We start from the raw sequence: 18,769 nt of genomic DNA, 5'->3' as shown, positions 1-18,769 counted from the left end.
GCATGTCTGACATCACTGTTACTGCTAACGAAAAATCCAACAACGGTTATACCTTGGTGTTAATAGCCGCAGTTTGTTATGGCATCCAGCCTTTTTTTGCTCATTTTATCTATGCTGACGGTGCCAACACCCTAGGCGTGTTAATTGCTCGTTTTAGCATTGCGATTATCTTGATGTTGGCTCTATTAAAAATTAGAGGGATTAAACTGCCTCGCGGACGATTATTGGTGCAATCTTTATTGATTGGGGTTGGTTATGCTGGCGCCGGTTTAGGCTATTACAGCGCCAGCCAATCAGCATCGGTCAGTTTAGCGATAATTTTAATGTTCAGCTTTCCTGCGTTTGTCACTTTGTATTCAATAATCTGGCTTAAAGAAAAGGCGACCAAAACCAAAATTGGCAGCATGTTATTGGCACTGTGTGGGGTATTTCTCGCAACAGATGGTCAATTGCAAGGCGATGTTAGCGGCATAGCTTGGGCGTTGTTTGCTGCTTTAAGTTATGGCTCAGCAATTATTTATGGTTCTCATCATACCCAGCCACAAGATCCTTTAGCGTCGGCTGGCGCTATTTTACTCGGTGGATTGCTCACTTTTATCATGGTGGTTTTAGTGCAAACCGTCACGTTGCCACAAAGTATTAATGGCTGGGCGGCTATGGTTGGTTTAGCGTTTATTTGCACAATCTTACCTATCGTCACTTTTATTAGTGGCTCGCCCAAGATCGGTGCTGCAGACGCCTCAACCTTGTCGTCGCTCGAGCCCATCGTTGCGGTATTAGTCGCTGTGAGTTTAATCGGTGAATCGGTCAGTTTAAGAATGGCAGCGGGCGGAGTATTAGTAATAAGTGCGGCTTATCTACTAAGCCGCCAGCAAAGTAGCTTAATCACTAAGACTAAGGCTAATAGATAAATTAATAGGCAAATTGCTCAAGCGTTGCACTGACGATAATTTTTTGTAATTTTGTCAGTGACTGTTCGGTGCTCTTTTTAAGTTGCTGATTAAAGAAAAACACCGGTACCAGTCCTTTAGGATCGAGCCATGTTTGATAACTTACCTTCGAGGCCGACTCTGAAGTAGCGGTGATCACCCAACGTGATGTTACATCACTAACCCGCACATACTTATCAGTTAACGGCCAGCGCTCACTGCACGAGGTTACCTCGATGGTCGTGACGTTTGGCTCAAATGAAGTATTAACACAGCTAACAAGTTCGCGCGGTTTAAACGGCCAGGGGCTATTTATTAAGGTTCGTAATAAAAACTGGCTGTGGTTATAAATGGTAAGAGTTTCAATTTTTTCTATTTCCTCAAGCCACTGCGTGGTTAGCTCTAGACTTGCTAACACTCTAAATACCAGCTCTTTTGACTTGTTCGTAGTAAACGTGGCATTAACCTGCTTAAACTCACTGTTTAAGTAAGGTGTTAAATAGACCTCTAATGAGCCATTCGAATTTTCGATTCGAGTATCAACCGTGGCGCAGCCGCTGATAGCAGCAAAAGAGAAAAGGGTTATTAACCTAACAATATAATTCATGATAAAACCTAACTGTAACGAAATAAGAGTTTGACTATAAAGTACATTATACGGCATCAATCGCTTAGGTAATATCGCTCGTGCCTTGTTTCGCGTCTCAGTGGCGAGATCACAGATTGCCCATGTTGAAGCTAAATATAATTGATATAATAATAGACGTAATGTTATATTATAACACATTGTTCATAGCGTATTACTAAAATGCCTTTTCACAGCCTTACAACTCAAAAATTTTGGCTTTCAGGACTTTTAGCACTTATTTTAGGGCTAAGCGCGCTGTCGCTGATGCACCAAGCTGAATTAGCCCATCAGGCTGATGAGAAACACCATTGCGCGTTATATGACACCATTAATTCGGCATTAATTGCCAAATCGTTGACCTTACCAATAACAACATTAGCCAACTGTATTTTTGCCACGGGCCTATTTGATGTTTACGTTGGCTCCTTTACACCTCCCCGGGCTCGCTCACCTCCTGTCTTTTGTAATATCTAACTTTATACTTTGTACCTTATCCCTTACCGATAAGGGATATTTTGATCTGAATTTTTCACCTTAGTGGCTGAAAAGTTTTGGGTCGTTTTATCTTGTTGAGTTTCAGCAGGATTGAATTTGGATGATATTATGACCGACATTTCATACGATGAAATTGCAAAAAAGAAAAGCCTTATTCGCTACAGCTTACTCGCTATAGTTGTTGTACTGTGCAGTATATTTGGGCTTTGGAGCAATCAAGCACCCCAGTCAAACCAGAATAAATCGAACACCCTAACCATCAGTGGCCCGTGGGAAATTTCTAGCTTAGAGCCCTCACAACAGGGCTATATCTTAACCCGAATGCAAGTATTAGAAACCTTAGTCAATGTTAGTAGCGCTGGCGAACTAACCCCTGGGTTAGCGTTAAATTGGCAGGCTAGTGACGACGGATTAAGCTGGCTATTTACCTTGCGCAATAATGTTGAATTCCACGATGGCACCTTAGTAAATGCTGCTGCCGTAGTCGCTAGTTTAGGCCATGCCCAACAAAAACATGGTGTTTTAAACAAAGCAGACATCGCGAAAATCACTGCGATTGGCAATAACCAAATTCGGATCACCTTAAGCCAACCATATATTTCATTAGCGGCATTACTGACTAACTATTCAACCGCTATTTTAGCCCCTGCTTCTTATAATGAATCAGGTGACATTAACGTATTGTATGGCACCGGTGCTTATCAAATTTCCAGCTTCTCGCCGCCTCATAAATTAACCGTGAAGCAATTTAGCGGTTACTGGGCGCAACAAGCTAAAATCCCTTACGCCACTTACCTTACAGGCCACCGAGCTGAAAGTCGTTTGTTACAAGCAAAAACTGGCGATGCAGATATTGTGTTCACCTTAGATCCTGCGATGTTATCGCAGTTAACGAGCAACCAAACGGTTAAGGTTCATAGCAACCTTATTCCACGTACCCTGTTTTTAAAACTCAATAATAGCCACCCATTATTGTCCGACATTAGAACAAGACAAGCGCTTGATTTAGCTCTAGATCGCCATTCTATTGCAACCAATGTGTTACATGCTCAGGGCTCGGAAACTTCTCAAATTTTGCCGCGCAGTTTTTCGCAATGGTATTTACCCGGCATAACCGCCAGCAAACTAAACTTAACCAAGGCCCAAGCTTTATTGAGTGAACAAGGCTGGCTTAAAAATGAATCGGGTCTATTGCGCCGTGATGGCCAGCCATTTAAATTAACCCTAATGACCTACGCCGACCGACCTGAACTAACGGTTGTTGCGACAGCAATTCAAGCGCAATGGGCAAAGCTTGGCATTGACCTTAAAATCAATGTTACCAATTCAAGCATGATCCCGGCTGGCCACCAAGATGGTACCTTAGAGCTGGCGTTAATCGCTCGAAATTTCGGTTCTATCGCTGATCCCTTCCCTATTATTAGCACTGACTTTTCTCATGGTGGTGGTGATTGGGGCACCATGAATTGGCATAATGCCCAAGTTGATAACGCGATTAACCAGCTGTCGCGCGAACATGATATGGCCAAGCGTTTCACCCTCAGCCAAACCATTGCCAAAGTAATTCATCAACAATTACCCGTATTACCAATCACGAGTTACACCCAGCATACGTCGGTTAATCAGCGGGTCAAAAACTTCAAGTTTGACCCCTACGAGCGTAATTACTTCATTAACCAAATGGTGTTTAAATAACTGATGTGGGCCTTACTAAAAAAACAATGTTTCCAGCTAATGCTGGTCATTTGGGGCGTTGGCACCCTTACCTTCGTGTTAATGCGCAGCTTGCCGGGCGATATGGCTTATCGCATAGCCGCCAGTCGCTATGGCCAAGACAATGTTGATTCGGCAGCCGCCGAGTTAGTGCGACAAGAACTCAACCTCGATCAAAGTATTTTAACCAGTTATTTAAGCTGGTTGACTGATCTTTTACAATTTAATTTGGGTAACTCCTTAGTCAGTGGACTACCGGTGATTGAGCTGGTTCAGCACCAACTTGGCCATTCTTTGTTACTGGCTATGTTCGGGATTATGCTGTCGGCCTTAATTGCTTTGCCATTAGGTGTTTGGTCGGCTCAAAAAGGGGGGGCGGTAAATACCGCGTTAGTGTGGTTATCAACAGCGACCAAAGCAATGCCAGTATTTGTGCTTGGTTTGTTGTTGATATTATTATTTTCATTGCAATGGCAGTTATTGCCAGTGGCAGGTTTTGGTACTTGGCAGCACCTGGTCCTGCCCAGCCTAACGCTGGCGATAAGTTTAGCGGCAGTGTCTAATCGCGTGGTGCATACCAGCACTCGCCAAGTGATTACATCGTCTTTTTATCGTTTTTCACGGGTCAAGGGGCTAAATGAAAGCCAAACCTTTGTCCGGCACGGCATTCGTAATATTGCGGTGCCGGTCGTGGCATTTATTGGCGTGCAATTAGTCAGTGTGGTCGAAGGCATTGTAATGATTGAATCATTGTTTTCATGGCCCGGCATTGGCCATGGCTTAGCCCACGCAATTTTTGCACGGGACATCCCGGTAATTCAAGGCTGCGCCCTAATGATGGGCGGATTATTCGTGCTGCTCAATGGCGTGATTGACCTATTATGTCATGCGATCGATCCAAGAGGACAACAAGAGCGATGAATATCAAAAGTAATATCTCAAAAACGCAACTACTCGGCCTGGTGCTGCTAATTAGTTTGCTGGTTTTCTCAGGTTTAGTCGGGTGGCTTTCTCCGTACAGCATCGACGAACAAAATTTGGCACAGCGACTAGCCTCGCCTGATAGCATGCACTGGCTGGGCACCGACAATTTCGGGCGCGACATGATGACTCGACTAGCAAGTGCTATTTTATTGTCATTTAGCCTTAGCCTGTTATGTGTTATCAGCTCCTTAATGCTCGGTGTCTCTCTCGGGGTGAGTGCGGCATGGATTGGCGGCCGGTTTGAGCAAAGCTTAAATATTGTGATCAACATTTTGCTCGCTTTACCAGGGCTAGTGCTGATTCTGATGCTAGTAGCAATGGCGCCAGGTTCATTTGCCGTGCTTTATCTCGCCATTTCATTAGTGCAATGGACCGAATATTATCGGGTGTCGCGCGCAATGACCCGCACACTCATCAACAGCCCACAGCTGCAGCTATCTGCCATGATGGGGTTTGGTAAATGGTATCAATTTAAGCGTCATATTTGGCCGACAATTTCACCATCCATCTTTACCATGGCGGCGTTTGGCGGCGCAAATGCAATTTTAACCATGGCTTCACTTGGTTTTATCTCGGTGGGTATTCAACCACCACTGGCAGAACTTGGCCTAATGAGTGTCGAGTTATTTCCTTATTACATTGAAGCTCCTTGGGTACTAGCGCAGCCGCTAATTGCCGTGGCACTCGTGGTTTTAGGTTTTCAACTTTTAGCAGGTAGCCAGCGTGAATCTATTAATTAATATTACTGATCTTTCGATCGCATCAGCCGAAACCGAGCTGTTAGAGCCGCTTTCGTTTAAGTTATATCAAGACCGTCCGATTACGATTTTGGGCCAAACGGGCTCAGGAAAAAGTTTGCTCGCCCAAGCGATTATGGGTTTACTGCCGAGTGAATTATCGATGCAAGGCAAGGTAGAAACATTTGGCCAAGCTCAAGATGCTGCATCACTTAAAAACCTGTGGGGCACAGACATGGTGATGCTGCCCCAAGAGCCTTGGCATGCGCTTGATCCTTTAATGCCAGCTTACCAACAAATTGCAGAAGTTCATCAGTATGTGCACCGTGTAAGTGAGCGAACGGCTTTTGATGCTGCGATTACCGCGCTAGCGAAGGTCGGGTTAAAAAGCAGTGCTTTTAAGCGTCCGGGACAACTGTCTGGAGGCATGGCACAGCGGCTTGCTGTTAGTGCAGCAACCGCTGGCGGAGCCAAGCTAATATTGGCCGACGAACCCACTAAAGGATTAGATATTAGCCGGCGCAACGATATTATTACGTTACTGAAAACGGCTTCACAGGGCGGTGGGCTACTGACCATCACCCATGATATCGAGGTTGCTCGTCAGCTTGCGGGTGACATTATTGTCATGAAACAAGGCCAAGTTGTTGAACAGGGATCTGCCGAGCAAGTATTACAGCAGCCCAAGCACCCTTATACGCAAGCCTTGATTGCTGCCGATCCGCGTCATTGGGATAAATGGCCACCCGTTAAAGGCACTAAACCAATCTTGCAAGTGACTAATTTAGCGATTGGCCGCAATAATAAAAGCCTCGCTCAAGACATTAATTTCACCTTACATGCCGGTGAAGTAATGGGCGTTGTTGGAGATAGCGGCTGCGGTAAAAGCACCCTAGGTGATACCTTGCTTGGCTTGCTTTCGCCTATTGCAGGTCAAGTAACTAAGCAGGTTGAACAGCAAAAATCACATCGCTGGTTAAAACTGTTTCAAGATCCGCCAGCGGCTTTTACCTCAAGTGTCACCTTGGGCACCTTGCTCGACGACCTAATTAAGCGCCATAAATTAGACCCGAAAAAAGCGGTGTCTTTAATGAAAAAGCTAAAGTTAGCACCGCAGTTACTGACCAGACGCAGCACCTCAGTGTCAGGTGGTGAATTACAACGCTTTGCTATTTTACGGGCATTAATGCTTGATCCAGTGTTCTTGTTTGCCGATGAGCCAACCTCTCGACTAGATCCAATCATTGCGCAAGAGATCACCGAGCTATTGATTAACCTAGCCAGAGAACAAGGCTGCGCTTTATTAATGGTCAGTCATGATCCGAACTTAATCGCCAAGCGATGTGATTCGGTGATTGAATTGGGGCATTGATAAAATGGGTTATGTTGTACTTTAAGTGTGGCTACCAATAAAGCTCGGTGAATATTTGATGTGCTAAATATATTTTCTTACTATTAAGCTTAGGTGTAAGCACACCAGTTACTTTTCTTTGCTTCGCCAAAGAAAAGTAACCAAAAGAAAGGCGACCCGCGCTTTAGTTGCTTATATTCAATAGAATAGCCGTCTTAACGAAACCGCTTTTTATGCGTGTCCGGCTTTGGCATCCTGCGTCACTCTAACTACGGCATCCTTGCCTTCGCCAGCGCAAAAAGCTAAAAAATCGTCCCTGATTTTTTCTTCTAACGGCCATCCTATTGAAGCAACTAACATCGGGAAGTATAACCAAACTCTACGTTCTAAAAGTTGTAACTATCCGAATTAAAGTAGCGGTGTTATTAACCACCTTCTAATCCGCAAAATTCATTATTACACCAGTGCAAACACGCCAATAATGATGACTAAAATAAAGTAAGGAAAAGTAACCGTTGGTCGCAAGGCTTGGCGGGCATATTCTTTGATTAAACCGACCGTTGATGGTCTAGATTTACGGTAATTGAGATGATAGCTATACGCTGTTGTCACCACGCTATCGTTGACTGATATCAGCTCCATTTCCAATGCCAATAAACGCTGCTCTATTCTTGCTTGAACCGTTTTCCAAATAGCATCTTGCCCCCATAATATCAGGGTAATTATCAGTAATATTGCGTCACACCGGTTAAGCCAATACGCGAGACAAAACAGCGTGATAGTGACTAACTTGATATATAACGAGTGTTTTTCATAACTGTCGCATTGGTTTTGCAGCAGCTGCCATTCATTAGCTAATTGAGCTTGGACCATTTCATTGTCTTAATCAGTTGATTTAATGTCTATTGATTAAAGGTCAAACTCGCTGATTTGGCAAAAATAATACGATGATTAAAAAAAGCTAAAACGAATCAGCGTTTGCAGGGCTAGGATGGTCAATAGCCACTTTAATAAATGTAAAAAACGATCAGGGTCGACTTTCTTACGTATTATTGTGCCGATGAAAGATCCGATAAACGCGCCAATAATCGCAAAAATAATCGAATGGATATAATCCCAAAACACAAAACCGAAAATAGCATAAGTCACTACTTTCGCTAAATTAACAAAACTGAGCATCAGCGATGCAGTCGCAATAATTTGATCTGGGTGACTCAGTTTTTTCATCAGTAGCGTAATAGCTATAGGGCCAGGCGCACCAACAATTAAACCTAAACCGCCCTGTAACATGCCAACTACAAAGAAACTTTCAATCTTGCTGAGTAATTTTTCAAATGACTTAACCCACAGACTTAATAACAAATATATCGCAATAATTACCGGAATATATTTAGTTGAAAGGCTAGTTAACACCAGCGAAAATAACGCAATACCGAACACGGTGCCAAATATAAACCAGGGTACCAAAGACCAAACGACATGACGATACGACAACATTAAGCGCGAAATATTACTGCCCAGCTGTGTAATGCCATGAATTGGCACCACGGCGTTAGCCGGAACAAACCACGGCAGCATCACCACCAAAACTAAACCGCCACCTAAGCCGAACACGCCAGCAATGGTTGAGCTAAACGTGGTGAGAAATACCAAGCTGACATCATTCAACGTAATAGAGCTGAGTATTGTGCTAATACTATCAATCATTTGCATTAATAATTAAGAAGTTGGGTAACTGATGCTACCTCAACAAAAGCAGCGATTGAATAAGTTTTTATGCACAGTATTACGTTAATTAATAAGCAATTAAATAACCGATAACCAAAACAGTTTCGCTATCGGTTACTCACATAAACAACCAGCTTATTACATAAATTGGTTTAAGTTCGCATTTATCTCGGTGCTCTCTTCCTCGTTAGCCCCGTCTAATAGTGCTTCTTGAATCATTGAGTTAATTCGATCTTTACGCAAGATAAATAAATCGTGTAACGAGTAGGTGATAGGTAAACGCTGCGCCGGATCTACTTCGACCAACAGTTTAATTAACTCACCTGACTGCTTAGGCAAGGCTAATACCATGTTAATCGCTAAATCGCTGGCCTTAAGAGAAGAGCCCTCAAGCATGGTTTCGATTAATTCGGCAGGATCTCTAGGTTGTTGTGCCAATGCGACTAGCAGTAGTTTTAATTCAGGATCGGCGATGTCTGATAAATTAGTGTCGATGCGCGAATCTAACTCTGCAGAACCAGTCTGCTGCATGCTCATTTGATAAGGGCCAGCCTCTTGTAGCGTTTCAGTACGGACAAACACCTTACGTATCAGCAAAAATACAATCACAAATACATGAATCGCGATCAGGAAATAATACAGCCAAATGCTGCTAAATTCGGTCATTAAGAAACCTGCCACAATCGGCCCGATTACCCCACCAACCCCAAGAATTATTTGCATGGTGCTGGTTGCTGGCATGGCATCTTTAAGATCGATGTGGTCAAAGATTTGTGTGACGGCTAATGGGAACAGTGCAACACCAGAACCACCTGACACTAAGAAAATGACCACTAATACCTGAATTGGCATTGGGTAAAAATACTCAGCAACAATCAGTAAATTACTGATAATACCCATCATCATCAAACCAGAAGTAACGATACGTTTATCGTATCGGTCGGCCAGCCAACCTGTCGGGATCTGGGTTAGCAACCCACCCATTTGATATGAGCCTAAAATTAGCGATAGCCATATACCCGAGACACCATGGTCATAGGCATAAAGTGAAATTAACGAGACACTGGTGGCATTGATCAAACCGGCACAAAAACAAGACATCGTCGCTGACGGTGAATAGCCCCACAGTTGCTTTAACGACATCGCACTGCTACGTTCAGGCAACTCGGGCAATGGCAGCCGGCTCATCGACATAATGATTAGTGCGATACACAAAAACACCCCGATTAGGCCGAACAATCGTGGATCTTGCTCGTTCGATAAACTAAACAGGAAAGGTGCAGCGCCAAAACCAATGGCAAAACAGATCTGATAAATACCAAAAACTTTACCACGGTTACTTTTATCACTAAGAACGTTGAGCCAACTCTCCAGAGTAATAAAGTTCGTAATAAAACAAAAACCAGCGATTATTCGCAGACCACCAGTAACCCAAATATCATTGGTGTAACTGTGGATAACGGCCACAATTGCCAATGCTGCCGCCATGGTACAAAACGCCCGGATATGACCAGATCGAATAACAACCTTAGTGCCAAATAGTCCAGCCATAATAGAGCCAACGGCAAACATACTCATTGCCATACCTATGTCTGTCGCTGAAAACCCACCATCTTTTAGACGGATAGGGATCATCACGAAGAACAGGTTAATACTGATAGCAACAGCAAAAACAGTAATTAATATCGGTCGAACACGGGTAATAATATTGGTAGTCATAAGTTACGCAACAATTTAAGTTAGAAATAGCTTGGATTTGAGCAGGCCACAATTATAGCTTATTTTTTAGCCCAGTCTAATATTTTGTAGTAAAATTACAACATATTGAGTTATTCGCGGACAAGTGTAAGTCATGTAATTGTTTTGAAATAAATTTATATTTAACGATACCCCACCGTAAATTGGACTATTAACCACAATTAACTCGCCGGTACCTTTGAATCGATTTGGGATCAGACACTATAAACTGTCTGTTTAATAGCTAACGTCACTTATGATTTTTCCGCGACATAATCACTGCGTTCAATGTTGTATTTTTGCAACTTGACATAAAAGGTCCGACGTTCCAATTTTAACGTCTCTAATATCGCACTGATATTGCCTTGATGTTGACGCAATGCATCAATTAATAACGCTTTTTCGTAGTGCTCAACCGACTCTTTTAGCGAGCCGTTATTGGCGTCAAAATTAATGCCTGCACCAAAAGACGCTAAATCGGTTAAGTCTTGCTTGCACTGCATCACGCAACGGGTCGCAATATTAATGAGCTCTCTGACATTGCCGGGCCAATCATGGCTGAGCAATTGCGTTTGCAATTGTTGGGTAACTCCGGGCCATTCAATATTAAATGCCTTAGCAAAAGTTTGGGCGTAATGTTCAAACAACAGCACAATGTCTTCTTTGCGCGTTCGCAGCGGTGGTAACTGAATTTCGGCGACTTCGAGTCGATAATATAGATCTTGGCGGAAATTATCGTTGTCTTTAAGTGATTCTTTAGTCGCAGAAATAATACGAATATCAATCGCCCTTGATTCATTAGCCCCTAAAGGTTCAATGACATTTTCAGACAGTGCCCGTAATAATTTTACTTGCACGTTAAAGGGAATAGATTCAACTTCGTCGAGAAATACGCTGCCTTTGTCGGCATATTCTAATTTACCAACCCGTTTTTGCTGGGCGCCACTAAAGGCCCCTTTAACGTGACCAAACAGCTCTGACTCGATTAAGTCTTGCGGAATAGCGGCACAATTTAGCGCGACAAACTTAGCCTTTTTACGCGGGCTAAAATCGTGTAAACAGTTAGCAACCACCTCTTTGCCCGAACCAGTTTCACCATAAATTAACACTGGCACGTCGAGTTGGGCCAAGCTCAAAATTTGCTTTCTAATTCGCACCATCGCCGGAGAAACACCAATTAAACGATGCTCTATTGCGTTCATATCGGCCAGCTGACATTCCAAATCACGCTGCGATAAAGTTAATGAGCGTTTTTCCATGGCCCGATTAACACTTTCGCGCATTCGCTCTGGCTCAAAAGGTTTCTCGATAAAGTCATAAACGCCTAGTTTCATCGCGTCAACCGCTTGCGAAATATCGCCATGGGCCGTCATCAAAATAACCGGCAAGCTCGGATCAATCGCCATCACTTGCTCAAGCAATTGCATGCCACTCAGCCCTGGCATTTTTATATCGCTAATAATCACCCCGGGGAAATCGGCGCTAATGAACTTTAATGCTTTTTTAGGATCGCTAAAGGTATGAACTTTATTGAAATACAGCGACAGATAATCGGCAACATTCACTAAAAGCGAGTTGTTATCGTCGATCAAGACAATGTCCCTCGCTTCGTTCAAACAGCCAGAGCTGCGTAATCTATTTGTCATTGTTGTTTATCCTTTGTCGCTGTCGCATTCGGTAACCAAATTAAAAATCGGGTACTGTTTTGATCATAAGCTAGCTTAATCGTGCCGCCGCTGTCTTTTATCGCATTTTTAGCCAGTGCTAAACCAAGCCCTAAGCCTTGATCGATCGTTTTAGTGGTAAAGAATGGTTCAAATAAATCCTTTGCAACATCGCTGCTCATCGCGCCGCCATTATCTTCAATAATGACTTCAACTCCTTGTGCTAGTTGCTGCGAACTAATCCTGACCTGTGGCGCTGCAAGGTCTTCTGTCGCTTCTATCGCATTCTTTATTAAATTACTAAAAGCCATTGTTAACATCACACTATTACCGCTCACCAGCTCCAAGGACGCTGACAAATCACTTTCAATAATGGCTAAATCAGTCGGTTGAACTTGATCAATCACTCGCTGTAATAGTGGGTTAATTTCTAACTCAACTAAAGGTGAGTGACCACGATAGCTAAAGGCTTTTAGCTGCACAATAACGTCTTGCATATGATCACACAGTGGCGCCATGTTATTGATGGTGTCACCAATGCCAGCAATATCGTTACGTTGCTTTTTAATCACAATGCTAGCCAACGCGGTTTTAAACGCGACCACTGGCTGGCTTAATTCATGGACAATGACAGCGGCCATGCGGCCCAACACAATCATTTTTTCTTCTCGAATTAATTCTTTTTGCAATACCTCTAATTCTTTAGATCGTTGTTCTACCAAGCTTTCAAGTCGATTATTAATGTATTGTAATTCTTGTTCAACCTTGGTTCGTTTGGTGATATCAACCACGGTAACTAAATATACCGACTCATCAATATTAACCGATCCAACGGAATACATAATAGGCAGCGCCACTGAGTTTTCATTTTCGATCACGGTTTCAACAAAACCCGCCGTAAAATGACTCAACTCATCGTCGGTAAAAATTGAACCAATAAACTGTTGAATCGGCTGGCCTTCAATCAGCAGTGCATTCTTGGTGATCATATTTCTAAAGATCGGATTAGCGCTAAGGATAAGCCCTTGACTGTCTAGTGTTAACAACCCCACTTGAGTATTGTCGATAACAGATTGTAGCTGAGTGCGTCGACGCTGGTTTGATTGCTGCTCACGTTGCTTGGCGTATTCAAGCACATGCTTGTGCTCAAGCGCGATATAAATACTCAATAAAAATAGCCCAATCACCAAAGCGCTATACAAGGTTTTAATCAATACGGCGCTATAAGGCGAGCTAGCATAAATGACCCAGCTTTTACTGCTCCCGCGATCAGAGGCCGCTAAAGGCAATGAGTTAATCAAATAATAACTTTGATCTATCTGCCACAAATCAAGCGCGAGCCAATCGATTTTTATTTTCTGCTCCACGATATTCTTCGGCACATGATTGGCAAATTGCTGCTGCTGTTGGATCAGCTTAATTTGATTAACGCTCAAGTGAGTTAGGCTGCCATAAAGCCACGCTACCTGATTCGACATTAATATAACCTCGTCACTGTTGGTGATAAATATATTGGTGTGCGCACTATTCCACGAGTTATCGATTTGGCTTGGTTCTATTTTTACCGTAATCACCCCAACCCGATTTTCAGAGTCCGTTACCTTAGCTGACAAAAAATATCCGGGAATACCAGAAGTAACACCTACCCCATAATAACTACCGGCACCGTAAGTAAGGGCGTTTTTAAAATAAGGCCTAAAGTGGTAATTTTGGCCGATGAAGCTCGATTGCACATCATAATTACTTGAAGCAATAACCAAGCCTTGATCATTCATTAAATAAATTACGCCAACCCCAGCCGTTTCTTTCATTAATTTCAGCAACTGATTAAGCTGGCCGCTATTGTTATTAACTTGATTTGTTATTTGATAGGCGGATTTATTGGCTAATATCTTGGGCAAATAGTGGTAACGCTGCAGTGAGCCCGAGAATGATTTTTCAAGTAAATTAAGCTGCTGTCCAGCGGCGAACTGTTGATCTTTGATCCAATAGATGTGTGCCATTAAGACTAGAATTGGTAAAGCTAAGAATATGACAACTTTAGTATTGGCCGAACGCATACAACCCCTTAACTCGCTAATTTATTGTTTTATTTATGACGACTAGCAGCCGCCAATTGCGCACTATATTGAGAGTTAACATCACCACAAGTCAACCGTAAAAAGCCCCTTGTCTTTGATCAAAGACTCAGCGCGTTAGTTTTTGTGAAAAATATTTCACAGGCCCTACCAACAATATGAACAAACATTCACCGCCACACTTTTAATCACCTATATAACAATGCGTTAACTATGGCACGAACTGTGCAAATTAAACAACGCTCGTAATGAAACACCGATAATAAATTTTGCGCTGAGCCATACCCTGCTTAACGCCACTAATTATTACCAGATATAACAAAAAATATTACCGATATAACACTAACAACAAAGAGATAATTATTATGAAGTTATTTAAGTATTTATTAGCACCTATTGTCACCATTGGCCTGTCGTCTGGCGCAATAGCTGCCGAAGAAAAGCGTTCTTATTTACTCGCCACCGCTTCAACTGGTGGCACTTACTACCCGGTCGGTGTTGCCATTTCGACCTTGGCAAAAATCAAATTAGAGCCTAAACATAAAATATCAATGTCAGCTATTACGTCGGCAGGTTCTGGCGACAATGTTAAGTTGCTAAGAGACAACGAAGTTCAATTTGCTATTTTGCAAGGTTTGTACGGCGCGTGGGCTTGGAATGGCGAAGGTCGAATGGCCAAACAAGGTCAACAACGTCATTTCCGCTCGGTCAGCATGTTATGGCAAAACGTCGAACATTTTGTGGTTAATAATAAAGTAGTGAAAGGCGACGAGTTAAGTGCGATTAGCCAAATGAAAGGTGAGAAGTTTTCGATTGGTAAGAAAAACTCTGGCACTGAAGGCTCAGGTCGCCATATTTTAGGTGCGATGGGCATTGATGTTGATGGATTCTCTACTGTTCATATGGGTTACGGTTCAAGCGCTGGCGCAATGCAAGATGGCCGTATTAAAGGCATGAACATTCCTGCAGGCGTTCCTGTTAGTGCTATCACCCGTGCATTTTCAAGCCTAGGCGATGACATTAAGGTGTTAGATGTTTCTGACGAGTCATTGACTAAAATCAACAAAGACTTCCCATTGTGGACGCGCTTTACGATTGACGCAGGTACTTATCCGGGCCAAGACACCGCCATTAACACGATTGCGCAGCCAAACTTCTTAGCGGTTAACGCTGATGTCGCTACAGCGGATGTTTATAAGATCACTAAAACGATTTATGAAAACCTACCGTTTTTAAACTCAATTCACAAAGCGACTAAGGCAATGAGCGCTCAAAAAGCGATTGCTGGTTTAACGGTGCCGCTACACCCTGGCGCGATTAAATACTATCAAGAAATCGGTTTAACTATCCCTAAACACCTAATGTAATTCCTTGCTTCACCCCGGTAGCTAACGCTATCGGGTCATTTATCTCATCTAATTAAAGTTGGCTGCTATGTTGTCTCAAAATTCTCCGGTAATGGAAAAAGCCATTTATTGGTTAGCGATCACCGCTAGCCTGTTCCATATATTTTTAAACTATTTTGCTTTTCTTCCCGAGAACTGGGCAGCAGCACTGCACTTTTCATTTTTTGGTAGCTTGGCAATTTTGATGTATATGTCGGGCACTTTTGTACGAATTTTTTTGTTGGTGTTATTGGTTGCCAGCACCTTGTATGTGATCCCGTTTGAAGATTTGTTATACGACCGTGGTCAGGAGTTTATTGTCTCCGATTATATTTTTAGCTCGATTACTATTATTTTGGCGCTGTTTTTAACCTATCGCGTGGTCGGCTGGTTTATCCCCTGCCTGATTATTTTAGCGCTAACCTACATTGCATTCTGGGGTAAGTACGTGCCCGGCATGTTTAACTTCCGTGGCTTATCATGGGAGTCTGTTTTATTTCGCAGTTACTTTAGCCCCGACGGCATGTTTGGCTCGATCGCCCAAATATCTTGGACCTTTGTTTTTATGTTTGTGCTGTTTGGTGCCTTTTTGCAAACTTCTGGTGCCGGCAACTATTTAATCCACGTTTCAGCTCGACTCGCGTCACGTTTTCGTGGCGGTCCGGGATTAGTCGCCGTTATCGCATCTGGCGCGATGGGCTCGGTCTCAGGATCTGCAATCGCCAATACCGCCGCTACCGGTGTTATTACTATTCCGGCAATGCGCAAAGCGGGATTCTCTCGGGAGTTTGCCGCGGGTGTTGAAGCGGCGGCCTCGACTGGCGGTCAGTTAATGCCGCCGATTATGGGCGCAGGGGCTTTTATAATGGCCTCGTATACGCAACTGCCTTATTTAACCATTATTAGTGCCGCCTTGTTGCCCGCACTGCTTTATTACCTAACGGTCGGTTTCTTTGTTAGGGCCTATGCGATTAAGCACAATATCGACTCATCTGACCCGCAAGCTCAAGCAGACGCAACTGCAGAGCCAAACATTGAATATAAAAATGGCTGGCGTCATCTGGTGGCAATTGGGGTATTAGTTGGGCTGTTAATGTCGGGATATACTCCGATCTATGCCGTTGGTGCCGCCATTGTGTCTATTATCACGTTGTCTTGGATTTCAGAAAGCCCAATGAAATTAAACGACATTGCCGACTCATTAGCCGAAGGCGCTAAAGGCATGACCGTGACTGCTATTTTATTAGTCACTATCGGGCTACTGGTTAATGCCGTGACGACCTCTGGCATTGGCAATACGTTCTCATTGATGGCGGTTGATTGGGCTGGCGGCAGCCTGATTATTTTGTTACTGCTGATTGCGATTTCGTCGTTAATTTTAGGCGCAGGACTGCCAGTAACAGCCTCTTATATCATTGTCGCGACCTTGTTAGCGCCAGTGCTAAGCGATTTAATTTCGATGAACATGCTGCAAGAGTTACTCGCCATGGGCGCGAACTTGCCGCAAATGGATATGTTAACCAGTTTAATTCCCGGCCTCGCCGATCCTGACATTCCGGTTAAAGACAGCCTATTAGCGTTAGCGCCCGATACTCGACTGGTGATTTATGAAATGACCTTAGCGCCGGAGCTGTTATTGTCGTCTTTATTAGCCGCTCACCTCATTATTTTCTGGTTGTCGCAAGACAGCAATGTTACCCCACCAGTCTGTTTGGTTGCTTACACAGCAGCTGGCATCGCAGAAGCGTCGCATTCTAAAACCGCATTTTGCGCTTGGAAGTTAGCTAAGGCATTGTATATTGTGCCGGTCTTAATGGCCTTTTCCGGCCTGATCATGGGTGACTGGGTTGAGCGTATTTATCTATTTATGTTCTATGCCCTAGGTCTGTATTGTATAGTTTGTGCATGGGAAGGCATCATTAACGCTAAAATCCAATGGTACCAGCGAGTATTGGTCGGTGTGGGCGGCTTGCTCTTGTTATGGCCGCTTGAACAAATCGTGATTAAAATTGTCGTGGTTGCCGTGTTAATTGCATATCTGGCGTGGGACAACGTTCAATATAAGCAGCATAAACAGGCAATGCGCTCAGTCCAGTCTTAATATTATGCAAACAAATTAATCTTATATGTCATCACTTACTGGTAAGTGATGACTGTTTATCGGTTATTACTGGGCAGAGTCTTGAAAATGTTGATCTGTAATTTGAATTATTTACGGTTTAAAGGACAGGTGCTAAGACCGATTATTTTATAAATAGGACAAAAACCAAAAAGCCCCGTTACTATCGGCACAATTCCTATCAATCCCCACGCAGTCATCGGTCCAACAATGGTAAGACTTAACAATACCGTGCCTAAAATAACGCGTATAACGCGATCTAACATGCCTTCGTTTTTCATGACAAATCCTCAATGATTAATTATTCGATTTAAATTATTAAACATTGAATACAACAGTTCAGTGACTTAGTTACATAACGAAATAATCAGCCCCTAAATAATGGGATTTTTAGCTATTTCCCTGAGGTTCGCGACATCAATCACTGTGATTTTTGAGCGATTAAGCATTACTATATTTTTATGCTCTAATTCTTTTAAATGCCGACTAACAACTTCACGAGCAGAGCCTATTTCAGTCGCAATCGCTTGATGGGTAATTTTTATCGTTAAATTAGGCTGGCAGGCTGCTAATAAATATTGGGTTAAACGCTGTTCAACACTGGTTAAATTGAGCTGCTCAACCAGTAAAATTAACGTACTTAATCGCTCACTAAAGCTATTGAAAACAAAGGCTCTAAAATCTGAGTTTTGATCGATGTATTTATCAAATTTATGCTTGGGAATTACTTTTAATGTAACCTCACTTTCGGTCACCGCTTGCGCCGGATAACTCTTATTGGCTAATAAACAAGAGGTGGTAAGCACGCACATTTGCCCCGGTTTTATATGATATAAAACCACTTCTTTGCCAACACAGGAGCGCGAAAACACTTTAATGCTGCCGCTAATAACTACAACATACTGCTGACAATCATCTCCTTGATTAAACACTATTGTATTGGCCGCGAGCTTGACCTGCTTGGCATGTTCAATTTGGCTAGGGTATGGCATTTAAAGTGAACTCCATGAGTAAATAACCAGAAGACCAGATAAGTGAATTAGTCCTCTGACGGTTATCAATACTTATACCACAACATCAAGTTGTTAACATTTAGAATAAAAATGGGATATTCTGCTGCCTAGTGATAACTTTTAGTTATACCAATTGCATTTAATAATTGACCACTTGTGCTAGTTTAAATCAACAATAAGGCTACCGCGTCCTGCTCGCGCCCCTTAT

The 18,769-nt window shown here is 43.0% G+C and carries 16 protein-coding genes; 8 read left to right on the top strand and 8 right to left on the bottom strand.

What is annotated here, in order from left to right:
- Positions 1–2 precede the first annotated feature (2 nt).
- Complete coding sequence (locus tag HRU23_05560) at positions 3–911, top strand: EamA family transporter (protein ID NRA53592.1); 909 nt, start codon at positions 3–5, stop codon at positions 909–911.
- A gap of 1 nt (position 912) precedes the next feature.
- Here the strand turns inward: HRU23_05560 and HRU23_05555 are convergent, their stop codons facing one another.
- The gene (locus HRU23_05555; GenBank protein ID NRA53591.1) at positions 913–1,536 is read right to left on the bottom strand and encodes a hypothetical protein; all 624 of its coding nucleotides are present in this window, start codon (positions 1,534–1,536) and stop codon (positions 913–915) included.
- A 201-nt stretch (positions 1,537–1,737) separates the two neighbouring features.
- Between HRU23_05555 and HRU23_05550 the strand changes: the two genes are divergently transcribed.
- The 5 genes from HRU23_05550 to HRU23_05530 all read left to right on the top strand — a co-directional run bounded on the left by HRU23_05550 (position 1,738) and on the right by HRU23_05530 (position 6,858).
- Entirely contained in the window at positions 1,738–2,031 is a 294-nt protein-coding gene (locus HRU23_05550) for a hypothetical protein (GenBank protein NRA53590.1), read from the top strand.
- Positions 2,032–2,160: 129 nt separating this feature from the next.
- Positions 2,161–3,747, top strand: coding sequence for an ABC transporter substrate-binding protein (locus tag HRU23_05545; protein NRA53589.1), 1,587 nt, complete (start codon positions 2,161–2,163; stop codon positions 3,745–3,747).
- A gap of 3 nt (positions 3,748–3,750) precedes the next feature.
- Complete coding sequence (locus HRU23_05540) at positions 3,751–4,686, top strand: ABC transporter permease (GenBank protein NRA53588.1); 936 nt, start codon at positions 3,751–3,753, stop codon at positions 4,684–4,686.
- Positions 4,683–5,489: an ABC transporter permease gene (locus HRU23_05535; GenBank protein NRA53587.1), complete on the top strand. Its 807-nt coding sequence runs from the start codon at positions 4,683–4,685 to the stop codon at positions 5,487–5,489. Before HRU23_05540 ends, HRU23_05535 begins: the two co-directional genes overlap by 4 nt.
- Complete coding sequence (locus HRU23_05530) at positions 5,473–6,858, top strand: ABC transporter ATP-binding protein (GenBank protein NRA53586.1); 1,386 nt, start codon at positions 5,473–5,475, stop codon at positions 6,856–6,858. Before HRU23_05535 ends, HRU23_05530 begins: the two co-directional genes overlap by 17 nt.
- Before the next feature lie 435 nt (positions 6,859–7,293).
- Here HRU23_05530 and HRU23_05525 read toward each other — a convergent pair whose 3' ends face one another.
- The 5 genes from HRU23_05525 to HRU23_05505 all read right to left on the bottom strand — a co-directional run bounded on the left by HRU23_05525 (position 7,294) and on the right by HRU23_05505 (position 14,026).
- Positions 7,294–7,710, bottom strand: a complete 417-nt coding sequence (locus tag HRU23_05525) for a hypothetical protein (protein NRA53585.1) — start codon at positions 7,708–7,710, stop codon at positions 7,294–7,296.
- A gap of 78 nt (positions 7,711–7,788) precedes the next feature.
- Positions 7,789–8,490 carry a sulfite exporter TauE/SafE family protein gene (locus HRU23_05520; protein ID NRA53584.1) on the bottom strand — a complete coding sequence of 234 codons (702 nt, stop codon included), beginning with the start codon at positions 8,488–8,490 and terminating at the stop codon, positions 7,789–7,791.
- A 213-nt stretch (positions 8,491–8,703) separates the two neighbouring features.
- Positions 8,704–10,284: an MFS transporter gene (locus tag HRU23_05515; GenBank protein ID NRA53583.1), complete on the bottom strand. Its 1,581-nt coding sequence runs from the start codon at positions 10,282–10,284 to the stop codon at positions 8,704–8,706.
- 272 nt (positions 10,285–10,556) lie between these two features.
- Positions 10,557–11,948: a sigma-54-dependent Fis family transcriptional regulator gene (locus tag HRU23_05510; protein NRA53582.1), complete on the bottom strand. Its 1,392-nt coding sequence runs from the start codon at positions 11,946–11,948 to the stop codon at positions 10,557–10,559.
- The gene (locus HRU23_05505) at positions 11,945–14,026 is read right to left on the bottom strand and encodes a GHKL domain-containing protein (protein ID NRA53581.1); all 2,082 of its coding nucleotides are present in this window, start codon (positions 14,024–14,026) and stop codon (positions 11,945–11,947) included. Before HRU23_05505 ends, HRU23_05510 begins: the two co-directional genes overlap by 4 nt.
- Positions 14,027–14,409: 383 nt before the next feature.
- Between HRU23_05505 and HRU23_05500 the strand changes: the two genes are divergently transcribed.
- Together HRU23_05500 and HRU23_05495 are read left to right on the top strand one after the other, a co-directional pair.
- Complete coding sequence (locus HRU23_05500; GenBank protein ID NRA53580.1) at positions 14,410–15,411, top strand: TAXI family TRAP transporter solute-binding subunit; 1,002 nt, start codon at positions 14,410–14,412, stop codon at positions 15,409–15,411.
- A 67-nt stretch (positions 15,412–15,478) separates the two neighbouring features.
- The gene (locus tag HRU23_05495; protein ID NRA53579.1) at positions 15,479–17,530 is read left to right on the top strand and encodes a TRAP transporter fused permease subunit; all 2,052 of its coding nucleotides are present in this window, start codon (positions 15,479–15,481) and stop codon (positions 17,528–17,530) included.
- A 107-nt stretch (positions 17,531–17,637) separates the two neighbouring features.
- Here the strand turns inward: HRU23_05495 and HRU23_05490 are convergent, their stop codons facing one another.
- Both HRU23_05490 and HRU23_05485 read right to left on the bottom strand, forming a co-directional pair.
- Positions 17,638–17,829, bottom strand: a complete 192-nt coding sequence (locus HRU23_05490; protein NRA53578.1) for a DUF2892 domain-containing protein — start codon at positions 17,827–17,829, stop codon at positions 17,638–17,640.
- A 93-nt stretch (positions 17,830–17,922) separates the two neighbouring features.
- Positions 17,923–18,540, bottom strand: coding sequence for a Crp/Fnr family transcriptional regulator (locus tag HRU23_05485; GenBank protein ID NRA53577.1), 618 nt, complete (start codon positions 18,538–18,540; stop codon positions 17,923–17,925).
- Positions 18,541–18,769: the final 229 nt, after the last annotated feature.

Source organism: Gammaproteobacteria bacterium (assembly GCA_013214945.1).
Lineage (GTDB): Bacteria > Pseudomonadota > Gammaproteobacteria > Enterobacterales > Psychrobiaceae > Psychrobium.
The sequence above is the reverse complement of the archived record's forward strand: the minus strand, read 5'-3'. Positions and strand labels throughout refer to the sequence as shown.